Raw genomic sequence first — 20,606 nt, 5'->3', positions numbered from 1 at the left:
TGATCAGGCTGCCAGAGATAGCCGTTGCATTTCCGCTGTTGCCCACGCTTTCACCCTTTTCTTCAGACGGTCGGCATTACTCCACGATTCCCGCTGTTTCGACCACCGCGTGAAACAGGACATCGGTACCAGCTTTTGCCCAATCCTTGGAGATTTCCTCTGCCTCGTTGTGCGACAGGCCGTCAACACAGGGGCACATGATCATCGCCGTCGGAGCGACCTTGTTGATCCAGCAGGCGTCGTGTCCGGCGCCGGAAATGATGTTCTGGTGCGAATAACCCAGCCGCTCGGCCGCATTGCGGACCGCCTCGACGCAGGACTTGTCGAATTCAACCGGGTCGAAGCCGCCAACCTTCTCGAACTCGACGTCCAGCCCCATGTCGTCGCAGATCTTCCTGGCACCGGCTTTCAACCGGTCTTCCATGTCCTGGATGACCGCCAGGTCGGGCGAGCGGAAGTCGATGGTGAAGACCGCCTTGCCGGGGATCACGTTGCGCGAATTCGGAAAGACCTCGATATGGCCGGCCGCGCCGACCGCATGCGGGGCATGGGACCAGGCGATTTCGTCAACCAGCTCCAGGATGCGGGCCATGCCGAGACCGGCATTCTTGCGCATTGGCATCGGTGTGGAGCCCGTGTGGCTGTCCTTGCCGGTCACGGTCACCTGGGTCCAGGACAGGCCCTGGCCATGGGTGACAACACCGATATCCTTGCCTTCGGCTTCCAGGATCGGGCCCTGCTCGATATGCAGCTCGAACATGGCGTGCATCTTGTCGTTGCGGGCGCCGACTTCCTCATCGCCCACCCAGCCGATGCGCTTCAGTTCATCGCCGAATTTCTTGCCGTCATGGTCTTCCCGGTCATAGGCCCAGTCCTGGGTGTGCACGCCGGCAAACACGCCGGACGCCAGCATGGCCGGGGCAAACCGAGTGCCTTCCTCGTTGGTCCAGTTGGTGACCACGATCGGGTGTTTTGTCTTGATACCGAGATCGTTCATGGTGCGCACGACTTCCAGGCCGCCGAGCACGCCAAGTACACCGTCATACTTGCCGCCGGTCGGCTGGGTGTCGAGATGGGAACCGACATAGACGGGCAGGGCGTCCGGATCGGTTCCCGGGCGTGTCATGAACATGTTGCCCATCGTGTCAAGGCCCATGGTCATGCCGGCGTCTTCGCACCACTTCTGGAACAGCTTGCGGCCTTCACCATCTTCGTCCGTGACAGTCTGGCGGTTGTTGCCACCGGCGACGCCCGGGCCGATCTTGGCCATTTCCATCAGGCTGTCCCACAGCCGGTCCGCGTTGATCCTGAGGTTTTCGCCGGGCGCTGCCATGATGATCTCCTATTTCAACTCGGTTTCGACGAAGGACATCGGAGCCTCTCCGCCGTTGATGACATTATGTTCAACGCCCTTGTGGCGCCTGTAAACGGTTCCAGCCGGAACGACCGCTTCCCGGGTCTCGCCACCGGGTTCCTCCAGCAGCATCCGGCAGTCCGTGAGCGCCGTTATGACGTAATCGAGGTCGTGCCGATGCCAGCCGGTTTCAGCCCCCGGGGCAAACTCGAACCGGGTCACACGGACACGGTCGTCGTCGATCAGGTTTTCGGCTGTCGCCTTGGGGCGTGTCATGGCCGCAATGCCTTTCCGGATTGCAGGGGGGAGGGCGCGGGCGAACCGCCCCCTCGCTTTATGAGGTTCAGTCGATCGTGTTCAGCACATCGCGCAACTTGCCGAAGAGTTCGTCGATCTGTTCTTTCGTGATGATCAGCGGCGGAGAGAGCGCGATGATGTCGCCTGTCGTGCGGATCAGGATGCCGTCATCATAGGCCTTCAGGAAGGCAGAGAAGGCGCGTTTGGTCGGCTCGCCGGCGATCGGTGAAAGCTCGATCGCACCAATCAGGCCGAGATTGCGAATGTCGATGACATTCGGGCAATCCTTCAGGGAATGCAGGCCGTCTTCCCAGTATTGCGCCAGGTCGGCAGCGCGGGTCAGCAGGTCCTCTTCGTCATAGGTGTCGAGCGTTGCAAGGGCTGCTGCGCAAGCGATCGGGTGGGCCGAATAGGTATAACCGTGGAACAGCTCGATCATGTGCGCCGGACCGGTCATGAACGCGTCATAGATGTCGGAGGAGCAGAAGACCGCCCCCATCGGAATGACACCCGACGTAAGTCCCTTGGCCGTGGTCACGAGATCCGGCGTGACGCCGAAATAGTCGGTCGCGAAGGGGGAGCCGAGGCGGCCAAAACCGGTGATGACTTCATCGAAGATCAGCAGGATGCCATGCTCGGTGCAGATCTCGCGAAGGCGTTCCAGGTAGTTTTTCGGCGGGATCAGGACGCCGGTGGAACCTGCAACCGGTTCGACGATTACGGCAGCGATTGTCGAGGGATCATGCAGCTGGATGATGCGGATCAGGTCTTCTGCATATTCGGCGCCGCTTTCCGGCATGCCACGCGAAAAGGCGTTTCGCTCCGGGTCATGGGTGTGGCGCATGTGGTCGACACCGGTCAGCAGGGAGCCGAAATGCTTGCGGTTGGCGACAATGCCGCCGACGGAAATGCCGCCGAAGCCAACACCGTGGTAACCGCGTTCACGACCGATGAGGCGTGTGCGGGTGCCCTGACCGATGGCGCGCTGATAGGCGAGCGCGATCTTCAGGGCCGTATCGACACTTTCCGAACCGGAGTTTGTGAAGAAGACGTGGTCGAGCGGCGAGGGCATCAGGGCCGCGAGGCGGGCGGCCAGTTCAAAGGCCTTCGGATGACCCATCTGGAAGGCAGGCGCATAATCCAGCGTGGCGACCTGGTTCTGCACCGCCTCGACGATCTTCGGGCGCGAATGGCCGGCATTGCAGCACCACAGGCCCGCTGTGCCATCCAGCACCTGGCGGCCGTCTGCCGTCGTGTAATGCATGTCTTTCGCGGACACGAACATGCGCGGAGCCTGCTTGAACTGGCGATTGGCCGTGAACGGCATCCAGAAGGCTTCGAGATTGTTGGTTGCAGCCTGGCTCGGTGCTGACATGCGTCCTCCTTGCGGGCCTTCTTTTCCGGAAAGCGCCGACTGTTGCTATTCAATATGGAGGAAGGCATAGCACGAGGCATCGGCCAAAGGCAGTGCCGTTCGCGCTGGTCCTCTCCCCAACTGTTCCCACGGTCCTTCCGTTGGGCTTTGCCTCTGTATCGGAAGGAGCCAAATCTCTCTGGTTGGCCGTTTGGCCCGTGCCGGGTCTCCGGCATTTATTGTCGACGATCCGAAGGAAAGGTCCCGGCAAGTTGCCGCGCGTCCGGCAAATTGGCCCGTTGCAGGGCGTGAGGGGATCGACTAGCCTTCTGACCATCTGGTCAATTTACCCTAGGAGGGATTTGACCAAATGGTCAAGATGCAAATCAAGTCGGCCTGACTAATTTCTGGTCATTGACCTCGAGAATGCATCCGGACAGGCTTGAAACGGGCTGAAACTGGACGGAATCGGCTTGTTCTGGCAAGAGTTTGAGAGAATACCCAAGGGGCGGGAAGCGGGACGATTGATGACAGAACTTGGCGGGCAGACGCAGGACCCATCAAAACCGGCCGGACTGAGCCGGATCCAGGAAAAGAACAGATCCTTGATTCTCGATGCCGCCCTGGGAGAGTTTTCCCGGAAAGGATTTTCCGGTGCGACGGTGGAACGGATCGCGGCCGAGGCGGGGATGTCGAAGTCCAATCTGCTTTACTACTTCTCCTCCAAAGAGGCGATCTACAACGCAACGCTTGCCCATATTCTGGAAGTCTGGCTGGCGCCGCTGAAAACACTTCGGCCCGAGGGGGAACCGGCCGAGGAACTGGCCGGTTACATCCGTCAGAAAATTGAAATGTCGGCAAGCTATCCCGAGGCCTCGCGTCTCTTTGCCAATGAAGTGATGCAAGGCGCGCCGCAGATCCTGCCAATCCTCGAAACGGACCTGAAGCGACTTGTCGCCGAAAAATCCCAGGTGATTGAAGACTGGATCGCGGCCGGCAAGATGCGGCGGGTCAACCCGGTGCATCTCATCTTCACCATCTGGGCGACAACCCAGCACTATGCGGATTTTTCCTTCCAGATCAGGGCTTTGACGGGAAGGGACCTGTCGGATCCGGATTTCCTGGAAGAAACGGCTAGTGCGGTCACCTCGCTGATCCTGAACGGGGCCGGCCTCGACTGGCCGGCAAAAACCGGTCCGGGAGAATGAGCAGCGACGACGATCATGTCAGTGCGTCGTCCCGCATTGCCGTCACAGACCGGCTGCATATCCTGAAGGACGACCTGAGCGAGGATTTCATCCGGGCCTCGGGGCCGGGTGGTCAGAATGTCAACAAGGTCTCGACGGCCGTTCAGCTGCGTTTCAATCTCTCCGGCAACGAGACTCTGCCGCAGGACGTCAAATCCCGGGCAGCACGGCTGGCCGGAAGCCGGTTGACGCTGAATGGGGAGATCGTGCTGCAGGCCGACAGGTTTCGCACCCGGGAGCGCAACCGCGAGGACGCGCTTGAGCGCCTGTTGGATCTGCTGCGCAAGGCCACGGAAAAACCGAAGCCGCGCAAGGCGACCAAACCGACACTCGGTTCGAAGAAGCGCCGGCTGGACGCCAAGAAACAGCGTGGACAGATCAAGAAGATGCGCGGGCGGGGCGGTCGTTTCGACGATTAGCGAGGTTCGTCAGTTGAGAACGCCATTTATCGGTTTCAGCGGTTCGGGGACCGGCTGGCCGATCCGCTCCGCCAGGGCAATTTCAATCGTGCGGGTCATGGCGGACAGCGGCAGACCGTGAGCTCCGTCGGCAAAGGGATGTTCCAGTTCTTCCGTTACGGCCGCCAGTCCAAAGAACACATAGGCAATGACCGCGGCGAAGACGGGTGCAAGAAAACCGGTGCCGTCGATCAGGGCAAAAGGAACCGCCAGGCAGTAGATCCAGGTCGTGCGCAAAACGAGCAGGGAATAGACGAACGGCAACGGGGTTGATCTGATCCGTTCGCATCCGGCCTGAGCCAGGCTGATTGCCGCAAGACGTTCACTCAGCGCCTTTTGCCCGAATCCGTCGAGGCGGTTGATCGATGCCGCCGTGCAAAGCACCTGATTGGCTATGTTCAGGGCTGCGCAGGGTGTGGCAAGCGATGTCAGCTCGTGATCTGTGCCGGACCAGGTTTCAAGTGCCTCTGGGTCTTCGGTTCCGCGTAGGTTGCAGCGGTGGAGATGCGTGAACAGGATCGCGCAGCGCAGAAACCGCCGGCGCAGGGCATCGTCTTCCAGAAACAGGTCGCTCTCGCGGCCAATGCTGCGCATATCTGCAACCAGTTGCCCCCAGAGCCTGCGCGCTTCCCACCAGCGCTCATAGGCTGCATTGTTCCGAAACCCGAGAAACAGGGACAGGGCGATACCAAAAACCCCTGTTGCGGCGAGCGAGATATGCGGCAGTGGCACCAGAAACCGGTCCAGCAACACGACAATAAGTGCAAATGCCGCAACAAGTGCGATCAGCGGCGCGATCCGGGGCACGATGGAACCCTGCATGACAAAAAACAGTTTCAGATGATTGGGGGGATCTCGAAGAATCATGATTGCACCCACCGGCTTTGCCGCCAGAGCGGCCCTTGAACGAAAGATTCCGGCCATCACTCGCCAGAAAGTTTGCCGCTGTGACAACGCTGTAATGGAGTCGGATCTAAGAGGGAAGCTGTGTTTAAACCTGAGTCTCACCCAAGGGGTTCTTGCCAAAGGTGAGGTGGTCACAAGAAATGCAGAACGGCTGGGTTTCTCGCAGCAATGCAAAGGATCCTGCGGGCAAGGGGCGACGATGCGACGATTGATTGTCGTTGGCGCAAACGGATCGGGTAAGAGCTTTCTGGCGGCGAGACTTCACAAGATCCGTCCCGATGTTCCCCTGGTCGCATTTGATGCGATCAAACTCACCAAGGACTGGCAACGGAGGAAACAACAGGATATTGACGCTGAGCTGGCCCGGGTTGTTGCAACAGATGCCTGGCTCCTGGAAGGGGGGCCAAGCTTGCTGGGAAAAGCACTTCCAAGGGCGGAAGCCGTCATCTGGCTTGATCCGCCCGAGCTGCTCAGACTTTGGAGACTGGCCTGCCGGCCCTGGCGGAACTTCGGTAAGGAACGCACCGAAATTCCGTCAGGCAACAGGGACTGGCCGCTTCAGCAATATCGTTTTGCCTTCCAAAGTCTCATGAAGCGGGACCGGTTCAGAGCGCAGATCACAAGCCATCTTCGCTCTGTGCAAGGCCAAAATGTCTGGCACTGCAGGACACAAAGCGACGTGGAGCAGGCGGTGTCCAGGTGGCAATCCTGAACCTGGCCTGCACGATCGCCTCAGGGCAGGCGCTGTTCGAAACGTCTCCAGAGCTGCTCTGAGTCCCGCGCGAGAATACCGCCTTCATAGGTGTGGATCTGATCTGCCGCGTAGGGCACAAGCGCCATCATGTCGCTGCCGCCCCGGGCCGGGTCCGGAAGGCCAAAGAAAACATGCCTGACATCCGCCATGATGATGGTGCCCAGACACATCACGCAGGGTTCCGTGGTGGTGTAGAGGACGCAATCCTTGTGTCGGCTGGCCCGCACGTGTCTGGAAGTTTCAAGTGCCTCAACTTCCGCATGCCGGAGTTTGTCCGACCGGGACCGGATCCGGTTGCGGCCGCGGCCGACAATCTCGCCGTCGCAGATTACCACCGCACCAATTGGCAGGTCGCCCGCAAATCCTGCCTGCTCCGCTTCCTGTAGGGCTGCGGACATGAAGGTGTGATGGTCTATGTGTTGAAGAGCCCTCATACACCGAAGGCTAATTACATGATGTAACGCGGGCGTGACCGTTCCAAACGGTTTTGGAGCGCAGCTTCGGAATGCAGCGGGAAGACCTAGCTTCTTCGCAAGGATGAAAGCAATTCGGTGTAGAAGGGAAGTGCCAGTCTCGGCAAAGAAGATGCTTTCGCAAACTCCACCCAGCGCAGTTCGCTGTGTTCATCTCCCATATTCTGGGGCTCTCCCAGCCAATTCCGGACAACAAAGAAATGAAAAGTCATTGGTTCAGTTTTATCGTTTGAGCCAACTTCAAATCTCGACAAAAACGTAGCCGTTTCGATCTGAATGCCGGTTTCTTCCGACAATTCCCGAGCAAGAGCACATTCAAGTGTTTCTCCTCGCTCGACGTGGCCTCCTGGAAAGCTCCACATAGCCGGATAGGTCCGGCGCTCCGGCGAGCGCAGCGCCATAAGTATCTTTTCATCTTTCACGAGAAGTCCGTTTACAATATGCGTCATAAGACCTCTTCAAATTGGCCCTCACCCTAGATGCCTCAAAACTGTTTCTAGTTGTAGATCGTTTGCAAGTGGCTTGGCACTCGTAAAACCTCGCACGTTTCCAAGCCCTCAATTTGAGAAAATCGAAAACCTTCACAATAGCCGATGGCGTCGCCCCATGTTGAGTAGGTTGCATTTGGCATAAACCCGATCGCTCCCAACTCGATGATTGCTCCGTGGGTAACGATCAACGCAGATTGATTGTCCTTGAGCTCACCTGCAATCGATCGCCATTCCTCGGCCTGCGCCCGAGCAAACCTTTCACATGCGGTGTTTCGACGAACGATATTGGAAATGCTTTCGAGATCGTTTGGCCAAGCCACCGCATCAAGAATGGATTTTGGAAGGTTACCCAAGGCGGTGGATTGGCGGGTAGGGGCGTACCCCATTGCGATAGCCGTCTCGATCGCACGAGGTTTTTCACTGGTCCAAACCAGATCAAACGGACCGGTGGATTTGCCAATCATATTCGCGAGGGCCACTCCCTGTTGCGACAGGTGCTGTCCGGGTTTGGATCTCATGGTGTGTCGACGAACCTCAAGAACGGGCATTTTCGTCCTTGACCTATCATTTGTTCAAGAAAGTGTTTCGCTCAGACCGCGCCAGTCCGTGCGCCACGAGGCGATCGATCACTTCGGTGTAGCCGACACCGCTGGTTGCCATCACCTTGGAATACATGCTGATGTCGGTGAAGCCCGGTATCGTGTTGAGTTCATTGACCAGCAGCCGGCCATCGGGACACAGGAAAAAATCGACCCTTGCCATGCCGTCGCAACCAAGGGCCTCGAATGCCTTGGCGGCCGTTTCGCGAATGTTTTCTTCAAGGACTTGGGAAATGTCCGCGGGCACAATGAGGGCCGCGCCATCGCCATCAATATATTTGGCGTCGTATGTGTAAAACCCATGCTTTTCGGCCGGAACGATCTCACCCGTCCGGGAGACGAACAAGTGCCCGTCCGGCTCCTCCAGGACGGCGCATTCAATTTCCCGCCCCTGGATGAATTCTTCGGCCAGTAGCTTTTGGTCGTGACGAAAACCCTCGATGAGCGCTGCCTCGTAGTCTTCTTCGGTGATGACCTTGCTCACGCCGACCGATGAGCCTTGGCGCGCGGGTTTGATGAAGACCGGCAGGCCAAGCTGTTCGCTGATTTCCGAAAAACTCCGCGGATTGCCTTTCGTAATTGTTACAGAGCGCGCAGTCGGTACTCCCGCGGCTGATAAGAGCCGTTTTGCAAGGTCCTTGTCGAGCGCGTTGGCAGACCCTGCGATGCCGCAACCGGCGAGGGGCACTCGAGCCGTTTCTGCCAGGCCCTGGACGGCACCATCTTCACCCGGCAAGCCATGCAGAACCGGAAAGAGGACATCGATCCGGGGCAGTTCACGGCAGGTGCCGTCGGCCTCAAGCGCAACAAGCCGCCCGTTGCCGCCAGGCAGAAAGCAGAGATGGGCGCCGCTTGTCGGCTGTGCCAGAACGCCGTTTTCGTAGGAGCTCAACAGCCAGTGGCCTTCGCGGGTTATGTAGACGGGGACGGCGTCATAGCGTTCCGGCGCCAGCGCCTTCAGGACGTTGGTCGCCGACAACACCGAGACTTCGTGCTCCGCGGACAGGCCGCCAAACAGGACACCGATGCGGGTTCTTTCATGTGCTTCCGACATTGCTTCTCCGATTCTCGTCAACCGTCAGCAATGATCGTGAAACGTGGCGGTTCCATGTGCGGAAATGCATAATTGGCAACCTGCGAGGTTCTGAAGCTTCTCTCCAACCACCTCAGCAGGGGCGCGGCGCGTCCGAGAGATTTTGAAAAGACCACCGAAGTCGCTCTTGCCGATCAGGCCCATGCCGGACAGGCCCACCAGCGCCTCTGCGAGGTCGATCGGAATGAGTTCGACATTGGTGTCGTTCTGATCCAGTTCGCGCTGCATGTGACTGGTCAGGTGGCTCCAAACAGACTGCCTGTTGCAGGGGGATATTTTCGGGTTCTTCAAACATCGACCCCGAAAAGCTCAGGTTCATTGCGTCATGTTTGGTAGCAGGCAATATGGGGTTCAGGCGCAGACGAAGGTGGGTCTGCAGTTCATGCTGCCTACAATACGCATAATCAATATTATGGAACATTATTTTGTTTGGCCATTTGCCGATATGGAACAGCGGTTTAGCTGATGCCTAGGCCTTTCGCAGTGTTTGCCTGACCGCGCTCACGCCGCCCTAGGCTCGTCAGTCGTCTCGCGGCGTCTCTTCGCCCGATGTTGCCAGACCGTCCTTTGCGTCGATGATACGTTTGGCGATCTCGAAAGAAAAACCTGCGCGGCACATGGCTGCCAGGTCGCGTTCGCGCCGCTCTTCTCTGGAACCTGTGGTTCTGAAAGGTCCGAGACGCCGACGCCTGGCAAAGGTTCTGGCGGCGTCTTCGTCGCTGTGTTCGTCCTTGTTCAGAACGGCATCGATGGTGTCGCGGTCGACACCTTTGGCTGCGAGCTGCGCTTCAATCTTTCGCCGTGAACCGCCACGGCGTCTAAGGCTTGCGGTCTTGGTTTCGGCATAGGCCTTGTCGTCAACGAGCCCGTTGCGCGTGACGGTCTCCAGCACGGTGTCGATCATGGACCCGAAGTCGTCCGGATCTAGGTCCAATGCCTGACAGGCCTTGTTGACCTTGCGTTCCAGGACACGTCGCAAATTGGATCTGGAAGACGCATAACGTTCCAGGTAATGGAGCGCGGATCTGGTGAGCCGTTCCGGTGTTGGTGGTTTGTAGCGTGGCTTATTCGGCATGAACTGCCGATGTGTCCGGCCGCACATGGCCCTTCAGGCTGATCTTCATGCCGTCAAAGGCAGGCTCGATGGTTGCCGGGAGTTCTTCTGTCAGTGTCCTGTAGTCCAGGTCATTGTGAAGATTGGTGAAAACGGCATGTTTCGGAGCGAGCTTTTCGGTCCATTCAAGAGCATCCGCCAGGCAGAAATGGCTTGGATGCGGTCGCCTTCGCAGGCAGTCCAGAATGAGAATATCAAGGTTTTTCAGATATTTAAGCGATTTTTGTGGGAATTCAGAAATATCGGGAACGTAGGCGGCGTCCGCGACGCGAAAGCCAAGCGCCTTCATCTCGCCGTGGATGACTTCAAACGGATCAAATTGCAGGGATCCGGCAGCGCCTTCGACTGTAATCGGCTCTCCGTTGCGGATCTCCCGCCGTTCCAGGATGGGCGGATAGTTGGAGCCTTGCGGCGTTTGAAAACAATAGCCAAAGCCGGCGGTCGCGCGTTGATACGTGTCTTCGTCCATGAAGACCGGCACTCTTTGACCGTTGCGCACCCAGAAGGCCCGCAAGTCGTCGATGCCGTGGAGATGGTCTGCGTGGGCGTGGGTGTAAAGCACTGCGTCGACATGCTGAACCCTTGCGTTTAAAAGCTGGGTCCGGATATCGGGGCCTGTATCTATCAAGACGGTTGTACAAGCGTTATCCACACGCTTTTCCACAAGCAGCGCACAGCGCGAACGGCTGTTTTTGGGCTCGCTCGGGTCGCAATCTCCCCAGTCGTTGCCGATCCGTGGAACGCCGCCGGAAGACCCGCAGCCAAGAATGGTCAGTTCGACACTCACGAAGCGTCGGCTCCGTTTGCGAAAGCTGCCTGAGGCACCTTCTTGAAGAGACGGAAGAAGTTCTCCGTTGTCTGCCGGGCAATCTCTTCTTCTGAGACGCCACGGGTTTCCGCCAGGACTGCCGCCGTCATCGCCGTGTAGGCGGGTTCATTGCGTTTGCCGCGCCTGGGCTGCGGCGCCAGGTATGGGGCATCCGTTTCCACAAGCAGTCGATCGGCCGGCAATTCCCTGGCAATGGCGCGCAGCTCATCGGAGCGCTTGAACGTCAGGATGCCGGAAAAGGAAACATAGAGCCCAAGCTCAATGCCGGTCATGGCGAGCTCGCGGCCGGAGGAAAAACAGTGCAGGAGGGCCGGGAAGGCCCCCTTCCCCATTTCCTCGCGCAGGATTGCGGCCATGTCCTGATCAGCGTCTCTTGCGTGAATGACCAGTGGCAGTCCGGTTTGCCGGGCGGCTTCGATATGAATGCGCAGGCCTTCAGCCTGGGCGTCGCGGGGCGCCTTGTCATAAAAATAGTCGAGACCGGCTTCACCGATGGCAACCACCTTGGGATGGGCCGCGAGCTTGACGATGTCTTCAACCGGTATGCCGCGTTCGGTGCCCGCATTGTGCGGATGGGTGCCAACGGAGCAGTAGACATTCGGATATTCTTCGGCAATGGCTCGAATCTGGTCGAATTTCCGAATGTGGGTGCAAATCGTCACCATGAGCTCGACGCCGGCGCTCCTGGCGCGCTCGATCAATTCGGCGCGCTCGCCGTCAAAATCGGGAAAGTCGAGGTGGCAGTGGCTGTCTACTAGCATAAGGGTCCGCACAGCAGTGGAGTTGGGGCTTCTATTCGGTGTCTTCAGCGCGCCTTGATACATGGAATCGGGCATCAACTGAAGAGGCTTCGCGACCCGTCCGGATCAGGACCAGAACCGGAGGAGCCGGAAATCCAGTTCAGGTGGCCGCGTGTGTGCGCAGCGCCAGAAAGAAATCCAGAACCACCTGCTTCCGGTCCAGGTTCAACGCATCCGCGTCCCGCACAGCCTGGTTGGTCCGGTCCCAGATCTCGATCAACCTGTTGGCCTGGTGCACGCCGGCACCAAGGTTTTGACGCATGCGTTCATGCAGCCAGATCTGGGCAATGTGCTGGAAACTCTCCCAGTTGTCCGATTGGCCGCGGGCCGCCACCAGGTCGGCAAGCGCGTGCGCCTTCGCCAGGTCCAGCTGGCCAGCGGTCTCGGCGAGATGTTTGACGCCACGCGCAATCGCAAGGCCATCTCCGGACAGGAGCGTGATGGCAGACCGCAGGCTGCCATCGGCAGACAACGCGATTTCATGGAGGTCTTCGCCGGAAGGAACACTGTCACCAGCAAGGTCGCGCAGGCCTTCGGCGATATCCGTCTCACTGAGCGGCGCGAGATCGATGCGACGGCATCTGGAGCGGATCGTCGGCAGAAGCCGGCCGGGCGCGTGGCTGAGCACCAGGAACAGGCAGCGCTCGGGCGGTTCCTCGAGAATTTTCAGCAAGGCGTTGGCCGAGCTGATGTTCATGTCGTCGGCGGCGTCGACGATGCACAAACGCCAGGCCTTGGCAGAGGCCGTCGTTCCGAAGAACGAGACCGTGCGGCGGACTTCATCGACCGGCAGATCGGCCTTGAACCGCTTGGACTTGTCATCCCAGGGCCGGCGCAGATGCAGGATGTTGGGATGTCCGCCGGCTGTCAGCTGGCGCGAAACCGGATGGTTTTCCGGCACAGAGAGATCCTGCGCAGCAGCGACACCGCTTCCGAAGCGGTCCGGGTTGGCAATCACGAACCGGGCGAATCGAAACGCAAGCGTCGCCTTGCCAATACCCTTTGGGCCGCCGAGGATCCAGGCGTGGTGAAGGCGTTCCGAGCGGTAAGCTTCCAGCAGCTTCTGTTCCGTCTGCCGGTGACCGATCAGGCGGTTCCGCTCATGCGGCAAGGGATAGCCCGGCAGGGCATCGACTTCCGGGATCTCGACCGGGGCACTTGACCGGGCCATCAGCGCGACGCCTCCGTGATCGAGGCCGTTTCCCCGTCCGGTTTCAACTCGGACGCAAATGCCGTTGCGACGGCTGACCGTATCGCCGTCTCCACCTGATCTAGGTCCTTGGAGCCATCAATGACGGCAAAACGATGGGCCTCTTCCTCGGCCAGATCCAGAAACATCTGCCGTCGGCGTTTGTGGACCTTCATGGTTTCGCCTTCAAACCGGTCAGGACCACCGCTGTTGTCGGTCTGGGAACGCACCTCGACGCGGCTGAGGCCGATCTCGGCCGGCACGTCGATCAGGATCGTCAGATCCGGATAGGTTCCGGCAACCGCTGCCGTTTCGAGAAGCTTCAGGTAGGCGATGTCGACACCCGCCTCTCCCTGATAGACCCTTGTGGAATCGGCATAGCGATCGCACAGGACCCAGTCACCGCGCTTCAGTGCAGGTATGATGGTGGTGTCGACGTGATCGGCGCGGGCGGTGGCGAACAGCATCGCCTCCCCTCTGGGGCCAAGATCCTTGGCTTCGCCGGATAAAAGCAGTTGCCGGATCTTCTCAGCGCCCGGCGATCCGCCGGGTTCCCGTGTCACGATCACGGTCTTGCCCTGTGCCTCCAGCCAGGTTTTGAGCCGGGCGATCTGGGTGGATTTGCCCGCGCCTTCACCGCCTTCAAAGGTTATGAAATGTCCCGCCAACCGCCTTCGGCCTCTCGATTCTCGACGCTGTCCCACGTCGCGCTGTCTTAGCAGCAGTTCCCTCACAGCAAAAGGTTTCTGCCATCGTGTCTAAAAGGTGGCAATCCGTTGTCGATGTCAGCGCGGCCGGACCCGGAGACGGTTTCCATTGCGGCAAAGCTGTCGCTGTCATCGAAATGGTGATCCTTAGCCGATCCAGCCGAACAGAAGTTCCTGCAACCCGTCCAGGGCGCGTCCCATCAGCGTTCCCGACTGGACGGACGCCCCAGTCACCAGCGGCGCGCGATAGATAATGCCGTTCTTGCCGATCACCCGGATTTCACCTGCGGGCGTGCCTTCGGCGACGGGGGCGGCAAGCGGCCCGGAATAGACCACCCGGATGCGGTAATCGAGCGTCGGCCCGCGTGGCAGCAGCACGTCGACATTGTTCTGCGAGACAAGCGGCACGCTGCCCTGCGTTCCGCCGAACACCCGGCCGTCTGCAATGGTTTCGCCGGCGGTGAAGACGGTCTTGATGGTGAAATACTCCCACGCGCCTTCCAGAACCTCCTTCAGGGTCTGCAGGCGGTGTTTGTCGGAGGTCAGTCCGGCAACCGAGGCAATCACCCGGCGCCCGTTCCTGTCGACGGAGCCGAGCCCCGAATAACCGTCCTCTGTGTCGTTTCCGCCGCCGAGGCCGTCGAGATTGCGGATCTCGCCCAGAAGCGGGTTCTTGTTGCGCTGGAAGATCTTGTTCCAGGTGAATTCCGGGATCTGGAACATCTGGTAGAGATCCGGGTGGGTCTCCACGATGTACTCGGCCAGGAGGGCCTGATCGCGGACGGAGGTCTGGCTGGGCTTTTCCGCGTAGCCGGTCGGGTTGGCGAAGCGGCTGTTTTTCATGCCGATCTTTTCCGCCAGCGACGTCATGCGGCCGGCAAAGGCCTCTTCCGAGCCGTCCAGACATTCCGCCAGGATGATGGCAGCGTCATTGCCGTTATGGACCAGAAGGCCCTTCAGCAGATATTCAACGGCAATGTCGGACTTGATCGCGGCAAACATGGTGGCACCGCGGCCGGAGGGCGCTCCCCCCGTGCGCCAGGCGTGTTCGCTGACCTTGCAGAGCTGGTCCAGAGACATGTCTCCGTCTTTCAGCGCCTGGAATACGGTTGCAGCCGTCATCACCTTGGCAAGGGCGCCAGGCCTGAAAGTCTGATCGGCGTTCTTGGCAAAAAGGATCGTTCCGGAGGACGGCTCGTACAAGAACGCCATCGGCGCCTTGGTGACGATGGTTTCCGCGGCCTTGCTCGCAGACACCAGGCCTGTCAGGAGACCGAGCCCCAGCAGAAGGGCAAAGAAAACCGAGTAACCTGAGGAACTGGAGGTCTTGTGTGCCGGATGCATCTATCCGTCTGCCTTGCCGTTAGCGTTCTGATCGCGGCAAGGTGGCGCCGGCCGTAACCGGCGCGGAAGCGCTTAGCCGCCGTTTTGCAGTTTGGCTGTCAGCTGGCGCATGGACAAGCCGGTGTCGCCAAGATCTGCCAGAAGCGAATGAGCATCCGAGATACGACGATTCGCGGCAAAGGAAGAAACGGCGCTGCCTTCGCTCAGGGTGCCTGGTGCGGGAACTCTCAGCACACCGAGAGATTGTCCGGCGGGGGGCGGCTCAGCCGTGTAGGCGGTGCCGACGGGTTCGAAGCTGTTGTTCGAAGCCACCTTGATGGACGGTGCACCAGCTTCAAACGCAATGGCAGGATCGAAAGCGACGGTCAGAGGTTGCTGGCGTGCGGGAGCTGCTGCTGCGGTCTGGTAAGGACGTGTGGCCGGTGCCGGCACCTTGCCGAAGGTCACCGGCTGGGTGACGATCGGTGCCTGGGCCAGCAGGGTTCCCGGCATGGTCGCTCCCGGCTCGACAGCGCCCGGGCCGCGATAGGAGGCCATCAGGTAAGCCTCATCCTGGCCGTGCAGCGGCGCCTTGCCGATATATTCGACCTTGACCTTGCCGACGCCGGATTCCTTCGTGCCGAGCATGCCTGCAACACGTTCGGACAGGTCGATGACGCGGTTGCCGTGGAACGGGCCGCGGTCATTGACGCGCACGATCATCGAGCGGCCATTGTTGACATTTGTGACGCGGGCATAGGACGGCAGCGGCATGGTCGTGTGCGCGGCGGTCAGGGCGTTGCGGTCGAAAATCTCGCCATTGGCGGTTTTGCGGCCGTGGAAGGTCGGGCCATACCAGGATGCAAGGCCGGTCTTCTTGTAGTTCGGTTCATGCTTCGGGTAATACCACTTGCCGGCAATCTTGTATTTCTTGCCAACAACATAACGACCGCCACCTTTCGGCACAGGCTTGCCAGCTGTGACGACGCGCGGGCTGCCTTTGACACCGTATTTCTTCGGGCTGAACTTGGCTTTTTCCTGAGGTACGGAGCTACAGGCGGCAACGGCCGAGACAGCCGCAATCGTGATCAGGCTGGTGCGCACCTGTTTCCAGACAGATCGCCCTTTTCGAGCGCCCTTTACCGGTGACCTGGCTGCGCCCCCAAAAGGCGTCTCTGCCATATGGCTGGATTGCCCGCCTGTCCCTTGCATACTGCCGTCCTACTCACTTACGCGCTGGCGGCCCCGCAGCTCACGCGATTATTCCGGCGCATGGTTTTTGTCCACGCCGGTCCTAAAGGCACAAGTCCGATCTGTTGATCAGTCCCCGCAAGACACACTGCCCCCGCTGCACGTCCCGCTTATGCCCTTGTTAAAGCGCAACTTTCTTACTTCAAAGTAAACCGGGCGTCGAGAGTGATCTGGACGCGAAAACCGCCTCTCCACCGGTTTTGAACGCAGACGCAGCATACTGCTTTCCTGCCGGCTTTGTAACAGACTGAAATAATTCAAAAAATCCACCTATCTGCGCCAAGCGCGCACTGTTGCCGCAGGGGCACAGGTGGACAAAAATCGTCAATCGCAGCTGGTGTGACGTAGGTCACATCCGGCCTCGTTAAATCAGCCTAGGGTCAACTCATTGCTGATGACCGCCCTGTCACAGCAATGCTGGACCCCACCTCCAGCTTCGGCCGCCGGTTCAAAACCCTGCCCACGACACCGGACCGGCGGCCACGCCTTTTGGCGATGTTCCGGTGCCCGCTGTGCACGTCCTGCCCCTACCCTGAAGCCGGCGGCACCGGAACATCCCAAAGGAGCCTTTTCCTCCTCCCGGAAAGCTTCCCCGTTCCTGCCGGTTCGACGCAGTCGGTCCACACGTATTTCGGTTTATTGGCTGGTCAATGAAATCAATCTCTTGACTTTCCAACCCCGACAGAGGAAATGGGAACGGCAGCCGCGCCGCCAGGGTGCTTCAAGTGCTGTCTGGTGAGGTGGCCGAGTGGTTTAAGGCAGCGGTCTTGAAAACCGCCGTGCGTGAGAGCGTACCGTGGGTTCGAATCCCACCCTCACCGCCACTCTTCTAGAAAGCTCAATTATTCTATAATCGCTTTATTTGCCGCTTGATTGGTGTGCCTCGAACTGAGTTATTCGGGCTTCTCAATCGGGCGTTATATGGTGAAGGTTTACGAGCGCCGGAGTCCGAAGGAGCTTCAGGCGCTTTCGTGTAAGCGTAGAACTGGCACAGCCTCAAAACGGTCAGCCTCCGAGACGCGACTATCGCCGGTCAACGTCTCGATATCTTAAGCGACTCGGAGTTCAGCCGATTTTTGCCTTCGGCGTCTAGAACAGACGTCACCATCAGTCGGCACTGCTTGTTCATTACGTCTACCGCTTGACGTTCGGATTCCGGAACCGGATCGATGGAGCAGTCCTCAAGGAAGACACTGCCCCGGCATCGGGTGATTTGATTGTTTCGGAGCCAGTCGAAATTGATATCCTCAGCATATTCTAGCTCAAGCGCAAATTTTGGGGCGCGGATGATCAACAGGATCGTTGTGCATCCGGTGAGCCAGGAAAGCTGCAAGAAAGCGGTCGGATGATCGCCCGCTCCCTCAGCAGCCCAACCCGCCGCGCCTCCTGCGAAATCGATTAAAATCTGGGTCGAATTCGCCTCAAAACCACACCGCTTGGTTATCGGGCTGGCAAGACATCGCTGCTTTCATGGCCGATGGATGCACCAGAGGACCGGCTGCATTGGGTGCCGGCAGGAGAGGTGAAACATGTCCAGTGACGACAGGGTAGGATCAGCCGCACAAGTAGTGGTGTTTGCCTCGCAAAAGGGCGGCTCGGGCAAGACCACGGTCTCGGCCCACATGGCGGTGGAAGCCGAACGGGCCGGCTATGGCCCGGTGGCGCTGATCGATACCGACCCGCAGGGCTCGATGACCAAATGGTGGAATGCCCGGGCCAGCGCCACGCCGGCCTTTGCCCAGATTTCCGTGCTCGATCTGGCCCGCGACATCGCGATGCTGGAAGCGGCCGGCTACCGGCTGATCGTTATCGATACGCCGCCCGCGGTGACCTCGACCATCGCCGAAGTCATCATCCATGCCGATCTGGTGGTGATCCCGACCCGGCCCAGCCCGCACGATCTCCGGGCGGTGGGGCCGACGGTGGATATCGTGCAGATGCAAGGCAAGCCGCTGGTATTCGTGGTCAATTCGGCCACGGCCCGGGCCCGGATTACCGGCGAGACGGCGGTGGCCCTGTCCCAGCACGGCACCGTGGCGCCGGTCACCCTGCATCACCGGGTCGATTTCGCCGCCTCGATGATCGACGGCCGCACCGTGGGTGAGGTCAATCCAGACAGCCGTTCTGGAATGGAGAGCGCCCGGTTGTGGGCCTATTTCGAGGACCGGCTGATGCGGATGCGCGGTGACAGGCTGGACGTGATCGACCGGCCGCCGCGGCGCACCTTCGAAGATGATATTCTAAGCCCGGCCACGGCCGGGATGTCGTCCCAAGCTGAGGTTGAGGACGAGATCCCGCTGGAAGACCGGCCCGGCTATGCCCTGTCCGGCCTGGCGCCGCGCTTCGGTACCGGCGCCGGTGTCGCAGTCACCGAGCCTGATCCGCCCGCCGAGGCGGTGAATTCCAACTGGGACGGGGTGGAACGCCGGCGCGCAGATACGGGTCCGCCGCGCGGCCAGCCCGATCGCCGCCGCTCCCATCAATCCTTCGGCCGCCGGCATCTGGCATAAGGAGACCGCTACAATGAGCCGCTACGCCAGTCTTCATGCCGGGCTTCTGGCCCGCAAGGGCGAGGCCTCGCCCGCTCTGCCCTCGGCCTTTACCGGTGCCAGCTATGTCGATGCACCCGCGCCGGAACCGCGGGAACCGGGCGAACGCCGCGACGCCACCGGCGCAGACCTGCCGGACAGAGCCCTCCTGCTGCGAAAGGCCCCCGCAATCGATGCGGCCGGAGCCGCCACCCGTGAACCCGCCTATGAACCCGCACAGCCCGCACCGGCTGCGCAGCTCCTCCCCTCGGACGCCGCCCGCGGCTGTTGTGAAGGCGCAGAGGTGACATGGCCTGCCGATCCCCATGCCGGGATTGACCGCCTGCACCGGGTCGAGGCGCGGCTGACAGCAGAACAGAAGCGCCGGCTTCTGACTGTCGCCGTGCAGAGCGGGCACAGTCAGCAGCGCATCCTGTCCGACGCGTTGGACGCCTGGCTGGACGCGCTGAGCGCCGGAGACATGAAGGATTGCGCCTGTCTGAAAGCCCGCGCGCCAGCGTCCCGGTAATATCATTCGCCAACCCGGGAAAGGCCTTCCGCAACCAGCCCGCTCAGCTTGCCACCGCAAGATCGCGCCGCAACGCCGTTAGGCGCTGCAGTACGGCGTTGCGGCGCAGGTCAAGATCGGCCTGAAGCTGGTCGATGTGAGTCAGCTTTTCCGTCAGGCGCTCTATGCCGCCTTCGCAGGGCCCTGCCCCCTCGTCTGCCAGACAGGCCTTCATGGCGCGCAGTTCCCGGGTGGAAAAACCGATTGCGATGAAATCACGGATGCGGGCCGCGCGGCGCAAGTCGGTTTCGGTGTAATGGCGATAGCCATTGACCGTTCGGCCGACCGAAAGGAGGCCTGCGTTTTCATAGTGTCGCAGCATGCGTTGGCTGATCCCGAGTTTTTCGGCGGCTTCCTTGGCTTGCATCCTGTGTCCTTTCCGGAAGGTTTCGAGATCAATGTAGGGACTGCGCTGCGGTTCGAACACCATGCCGTCCGAAAACGGGTCTCCGTGCGGCGCAGTTTGTTGCTCAGGTTCGAAGCGACCAGCCACCATCAATGGTCAGGATCTGGCCCGTCAGCCAGGCATTTTCCGGACTGCCCAGTTGCAGGATCCACGGCACGATGTCGGACGGCAATCCGCGTCGGCCGAGCGGAATTTGGTCTGTCTCCTGCGCTTCGATCTGTCGTGCTATCACTTCCGGCAGACCCATCATCCCCGTCAGCGCACCGCTTTTGACAGGACCTGGCGCCACGGCGTTCACACGAATCCCGTCTCCGGCCAGTTCAATCGCCCAGGATCTGGTCAGATGTTCCAGCGCTGCTTTCGTCGCGGCGTAATGCGCAAGCATCGGCGCGGCATTGCGGCTGACGGCGGTCCCGATATTGACAATGGCTCCCCTCGTTTCACGCAGCGCCGGCCTTGCGGCCTTGACCAGCTGTGACGGGGCAATGATGTTGACGGCAGACATGGACGCTATGACATCAGCCTCATAGGCGTCGATTGGCAACGGCTGACCGGCGCCTGCATTGTTGACGACAAGGTCGAGACGCCCCCATTGGCTGGTTGCTTCTGCGACAAGGCGTTCACCGGTCTCGGGGTCGGCACTGTCAGCCTGAAAAGGCTCGATGGTTTTCTTGAGCGCTGACACTTCCTGAAGTTTTTCTTCGCTGCGCCCGGTTATCAGAACCTTTGCGCCGTGCTCGGCCAGGGCCAATGCGGTGGCCTTGCCGATGCCGGAGCTGCCTCCGGTGACGATTGCAACGGTGCCTTGCCAGGTGTGTTCTTGGGTCATCTTGTCTTGTCCAATCTGCAAGTCTTCTAAAAGGCG

23 protein-coding genes and 1 tRNA gene are annotated in these 20,606 nt (G+C 60.0%); 6 read left to right on the top strand and 18 right to left on the bottom strand.

What is annotated here, in order from left to right; translation table 11 throughout:
- Window positions 1-76 precede the first annotated feature (76 nt).
- From CHH27_RS06045 to CHH27_RS06035, 3 genes are all read right to left on the bottom strand, one after another.
- Window positions 77-1,333: a Zn-dependent hydrolase gene (locus tag CHH27_RS06045; protein WP_094070789.1), complete on the bottom strand. Its 1,257-nt coding sequence runs from the start codon at window positions 1,331-1,333 to the stop codon at window positions 77-79.
- Window positions 1,334-1,342: 9 nt separating this feature from the next.
- On the bottom strand, window positions 1,343-1,630 hold the full coding sequence (locus tag CHH27_RS06040) for a cupin domain-containing protein (RefSeq protein WP_094070788.1): 288 nt from the start codon (window positions 1,628-1,630) through the stop codon (window positions 1,343-1,345).
- Between the two features lie 67 nt (window positions 1,631-1,697).
- Window positions 1,698-3,026 carry an aspartate aminotransferase family protein gene (locus CHH27_RS06035; protein WP_094070787.1) on the bottom strand — a complete coding sequence of 443 codons (1,329 nt, stop codon included), beginning with the start codon at window positions 3,024-3,026 and terminating at the stop codon, window positions 1,698-1,700.
- 506 nt (window positions 3,027-3,532) lie between these two features.
- Here CHH27_RS06035 and CHH27_RS06030 point away from each other — a divergent pair.
- Both CHH27_RS06030 and arfB read left to right on the top strand, forming a co-directional pair.
- Window positions 3,533-4,213 (top strand): TetR family transcriptional regulator C-terminal domain-containing protein, encoded by a 681-nt coding sequence (locus CHH27_RS06030; protein WP_094070786.1) that lies wholly within the window; start codon window positions 3,533-3,535, stop codon window positions 4,211-4,213.
- Window positions 4,210-4,671: an alternative ribosome rescue aminoacyl-tRNA hydrolase ArfB gene (gene arfB, locus CHH27_RS06025; RefSeq protein WP_094070785.1), complete on the top strand. Its 462-nt coding sequence runs from the start codon at window positions 4,210-4,212 to the stop codon at window positions 4,669-4,671. The genes CHH27_RS06030 and arfB overlap by 4 nt, the downstream gene beginning before the upstream one ends.
- Before the next feature lie 9 nt (window positions 4,672-4,680).
- On the opposite strand, the gene CHH27_RS06020 is transcribed toward arfB, so the two are convergent.
- A complete protein-coding gene (locus CHH27_RS06020) occupies window positions 4,681-5,577 on the bottom strand; it encodes a bestrophin family protein (protein WP_094074550.1) in 897 nt (298 codons plus the stop codon).
- Between CHH27_RS06020 and CHH27_RS06015 the strand changes: the two genes are divergently transcribed.
- Window positions 5,576-6,328, top strand: coding sequence for a hypothetical protein (locus CHH27_RS06015; RefSeq protein WP_208988598.1), 753 nt, complete (start codon window positions 5,576-5,578; stop codon window positions 6,326-6,328). The two genes, CHH27_RS06020 and CHH27_RS06015, sit on opposite strands and share 2 nt — an antisense overlap.
- Window positions 6,329-6,348: 20 nt before the next feature.
- Here the strand turns inward: CHH27_RS06015 and CHH27_RS06010 are convergent, their stop codons facing one another.
- The 12 genes from CHH27_RS06010 to CHH27_RS05955 form a co-directional block, all read right to left on the bottom strand.
- Complete coding sequence (locus CHH27_RS06010) at window positions 6,349-6,804, bottom strand: nucleoside deaminase (protein ID WP_094070784.1); 456 nt, start codon at window positions 6,802-6,804, stop codon at window positions 6,349-6,351.
- An 86-nt stretch (window positions 6,805-6,890) separates the two neighbouring features.
- Window positions 6,891-7,292 (bottom strand): NUDIX domain-containing protein, encoded by a 402-nt coding sequence (locus tag CHH27_RS06005; RefSeq protein WP_094070783.1) that lies wholly within the window; start codon window positions 7,290-7,292, stop codon window positions 6,891-6,893.
- Between the two features lie 47 nt (window positions 7,293-7,339).
- On the bottom strand, window positions 7,340-7,798 hold the full coding sequence (locus tag CHH27_RS06000; RefSeq protein WP_157738733.1) for a hypothetical protein: 459 nt from the start codon (window positions 7,796-7,798) through the stop codon (window positions 7,340-7,342).
- Between the two features lie 100 nt (window positions 7,799-7,898).
- Window positions 7,899-8,987, bottom strand: a complete 1,089-nt coding sequence (locus CHH27_RS05995) for a D-alanine--D-alanine ligase family protein (RefSeq protein WP_094070781.1) — start codon at window positions 8,985-8,987, stop codon at window positions 7,899-7,901.
- Window positions 8,988-9,011: 24 nt separating this feature from the next.
- Window positions 9,012-9,254 carry a hypothetical protein gene (locus CHH27_RS05990; RefSeq protein ID WP_094070780.1) on the bottom strand — a complete coding sequence of 81 codons (243 nt, stop codon included), beginning with the start codon at window positions 9,252-9,254 and terminating at the stop codon, window positions 9,012-9,014.
- A gap of 292 nt (window positions 9,255-9,546) precedes the next feature.
- Entirely contained in the window at window positions 9,547-10,101 is a 555-nt protein-coding gene (locus CHH27_RS05985) for a regulatory protein RecX (RefSeq protein WP_094070779.1), read from the bottom strand.
- Window positions 10,091-10,927 (bottom strand): MBL fold metallo-hydrolase, encoded by an 837-nt coding sequence (locus CHH27_RS05980; protein WP_094070778.1) that lies wholly within the window; start codon window positions 10,925-10,927, stop codon window positions 10,091-10,093. The genes CHH27_RS05985 and CHH27_RS05980 overlap by 11 nt, the downstream gene beginning before the upstream one ends.
- Window positions 10,924-11,730, bottom strand: coding sequence for a TatD family hydrolase (locus tag CHH27_RS05975; protein WP_094070777.1), 807 nt, complete (start codon window positions 11,728-11,730; stop codon window positions 10,924-10,926). The genes CHH27_RS05980 and CHH27_RS05975 overlap by 4 nt, the downstream gene beginning before the upstream one ends.
- A 139-nt stretch (window positions 11,731-11,869) precedes the next feature.
- Window positions 11,870-12,940, bottom strand: a complete 1,071-nt coding sequence (locus CHH27_RS05970; protein WP_094070776.1) for a DNA polymerase III subunit delta' — start codon at window positions 12,938-12,940, stop codon at window positions 11,870-11,872.
- Window positions 12,940-13,626: a dTMP kinase gene (tmk, locus tag CHH27_RS05965; RefSeq protein ID WP_094070775.1), complete on the bottom strand. Its 687-nt coding sequence runs from the start codon at window positions 13,624-13,626 to the stop codon at window positions 12,940-12,942. The genes CHH27_RS05970 and tmk overlap by 1 nt, the downstream gene beginning before the upstream one ends.
- Window positions 13,627-13,812: 186 nt before the next feature.
- On the bottom strand, window positions 13,813-15,009 hold the full coding sequence (locus CHH27_RS05960; protein WP_094070774.1) for a D-alanyl-D-alanine carboxypeptidase family protein: 1,197 nt from the start codon (window positions 15,007-15,009) through the stop codon (window positions 13,813-13,815).
- A gap of 72 nt (window positions 15,010-15,081) precedes the next feature.
- Window positions 15,082-16,200: a septal ring lytic transglycosylase RlpA family protein gene (locus CHH27_RS05955; RefSeq protein WP_371681828.1), complete on the bottom strand. Its 1,119-nt coding sequence runs from the start codon at window positions 16,198-16,200 to the stop codon at window positions 15,082-15,084.
- A gap of 773 nt (window positions 16,201-16,973) precedes the next feature.
- Here CHH27_RS05955 and CHH27_RS05950 point away from each other — a divergent pair.
- The 3 genes from CHH27_RS05950 (at window position 16,974) to CHH27_RS05935 (ending at window position 19,296) form a co-directional block, all read left to right on the top strand.
- A tRNA-Ser gene (locus tag CHH27_RS05950) sits at window positions 16,974-17,063 on the top strand.
- A gap of 705 nt (window positions 17,064-17,768) precedes the next feature.
- Window positions 17,769-18,749 carry a ParA family protein gene (locus tag CHH27_RS05940; protein WP_094070771.1) on the top strand — a complete coding sequence of 327 codons (981 nt, stop codon included), beginning with the start codon at window positions 17,769-17,771 and terminating at the stop codon, window positions 18,747-18,749.
- Window positions 18,750-18,762: 13 nt separating this feature from the next.
- Window positions 18,763-19,296, top strand: a complete 534-nt coding sequence (locus CHH27_RS05935) for a hypothetical protein (RefSeq protein WP_094070770.1) — start codon at window positions 18,763-18,765, stop codon at window positions 19,294-19,296.
- Window positions 19,297-19,339: 43 nt separating this feature from the next.
- Here CHH27_RS05935 and CHH27_RS05930 read toward each other — a convergent pair whose 3' ends face one another.
- Both CHH27_RS05930 and CHH27_RS05925 read right to left on the bottom strand, forming a co-directional pair.
- On the bottom strand, window positions 19,340-19,702 hold the full coding sequence (locus CHH27_RS05930) for a MerR family transcriptional regulator (RefSeq protein ID WP_094074548.1): 363 nt from the start codon (window positions 19,700-19,702) through the stop codon (window positions 19,340-19,342).
- 103 nt (window positions 19,703-19,805) lie between these two features.
- On the bottom strand, window positions 19,806-20,570 hold the full coding sequence (locus CHH27_RS05925; protein WP_094074547.1) for an SDR family NAD(P)-dependent oxidoreductase: 765 nt from the start codon (window positions 20,568-20,570) through the stop codon (window positions 19,806-19,808).
- Between the last annotated feature and the right edge of the window lie 36 nt (window positions 20,571-20,606).

It is taken from the genome of Labrenzia sp. VG12, from assembly GCF_002237595.1.
GTDB lineage: Bacteria > Pseudomonadota > Alphaproteobacteria > Rhizobiales > Stappiaceae > Roseibium.
This window is presented reverse-complemented; position numbering and strand designations above follow the sequence as displayed.

Coding starts and splice junctions, on each gene's coding strand:
- CHH27_RS05970 (WP_094070776.1), bottom strand. CDS start 12,940: ATGGCCCGGTCAAGTGCCCCGGTCGAGATCCCGGAAGTCGATGCCCTG.
- CHH27_RS05960 (WP_094070774.1), bottom strand. CDS start 15,009: ATGCATCCGGCACACAAGACCTCCAGTTCCTCAGGTTACTCGGTTTTC.
- CHH27_RS06005 (WP_094070783.1), bottom strand. CDS start 7,292: ATGACGCATATTGTAAACGGACTTCTCGTGAAAGATGAAAAGATACTT.
- CHH27_RS05940 (WP_094070771.1), top strand. CDS start 17,769: ATGTCCAGTGACGACAGGGTAGGATCAGCCGCACAAGTAGTGGTGTTT.
- arfB (WP_094070785.1), top strand. CDS start 4,210: ATGAGCAGCGACGACGATCATGTCAGTGCGTCGTCCCGCATTGCCGTC.
- CHH27_RS05975 (WP_094070777.1), bottom strand. CDS start 11,730: ATGCTAGTAGACAGCCACTGCCACCTCGACTTTCCCGATTTTGACGGC.
- CHH27_RS05935 (WP_094070770.1), top strand. CDS start 18,763: ATGAGCCGCTACGCCAGTCTTCATGCCGGGCTTCTGGCCCGCAAGGGC.
- CHH27_RS05925 (WP_094074547.1), bottom strand. CDS start 20,570: ATGACCCAAGAACACACCTGGCAAGGCACCGTTGCAATCGTCACCGGA.
- CHH27_RS06030 (WP_094070786.1), top strand. CDS start 3,533: ATGACAGAACTTGGCGGGCAGACGCAGGACCCATCAAAACCGGCCGGA.
- CHH27_RS05930 (WP_094074548.1), bottom strand. CDS start 19,702: ATGCAAGCCAAGGAAGCCGCCGAAAAACTCGGGATCAGCCAACGCATG.
- CHH27_RS05955 (WP_371681828.1), bottom strand. CDS start 16,200: ATGCAAGGGACAGGCGGGCAATCCAGCCATATGGCAGAGACGCCTTTT.
- CHH27_RS06010 (WP_094070784.1), bottom strand. CDS start 6,804: ATGAGGGCTCTTCAACACATAGACCATCACACCTTCATGTCCGCAGCC.
- CHH27_RS06035 (WP_094070787.1), bottom strand. CDS start 3,026: ATGTCAGCACCGAGCCAGGCTGCAACCAACAATCTCGAAGCCTTCTGG.
- CHH27_RS06000 (WP_157738733.1), bottom strand. CDS start 7,798: ATGATTGGCAAATCCACCGGTCCGTTTGATCTGGTTTGGACCAGTGAA.
- CHH27_RS06040 (WP_094070788.1), bottom strand. CDS start 1,630: ATGACACGCCCCAAGGCGACAGCCGAAAACCTGATCGACGACGACCGT.
- CHH27_RS05990 (WP_094070780.1), bottom strand. CDS start 9,254: ATGCAGCGCGAACTGGATCAGAACGACACCAATGTCGAACTCATTCCG.
- CHH27_RS06045 (WP_094070789.1), bottom strand. CDS start 1,333: ATGGCAGCGCCCGGCGAAAACCTCAGGATCAACGCGGACCGGCTGTGG.
- CHH27_RS05985 (WP_094070779.1), bottom strand. CDS start 10,101: ATGCCGAATAAGCCACGCTACAAACCACCAACACCGGAACGGCTCACC.
- CHH27_RS06015 (WP_208988598.1), top strand. CDS start 5,576: ATGATTGCACCCACCGGCTTTGCCGCCAGAGCGGCCCTTGAACGAAAG.
- CHH27_RS06020 (WP_094074550.1), bottom strand. CDS start 5,577: ATGATTCTTCGAGATCCCCCCAATCATCTGAAACTGTTTTTTGTCATG.
- CHH27_RS05995 (WP_094070781.1), bottom strand. CDS start 8,987: ATGTCGGAAGCACATGAAAGAACCCGCATCGGTGTCCTGTTTGGCGGC.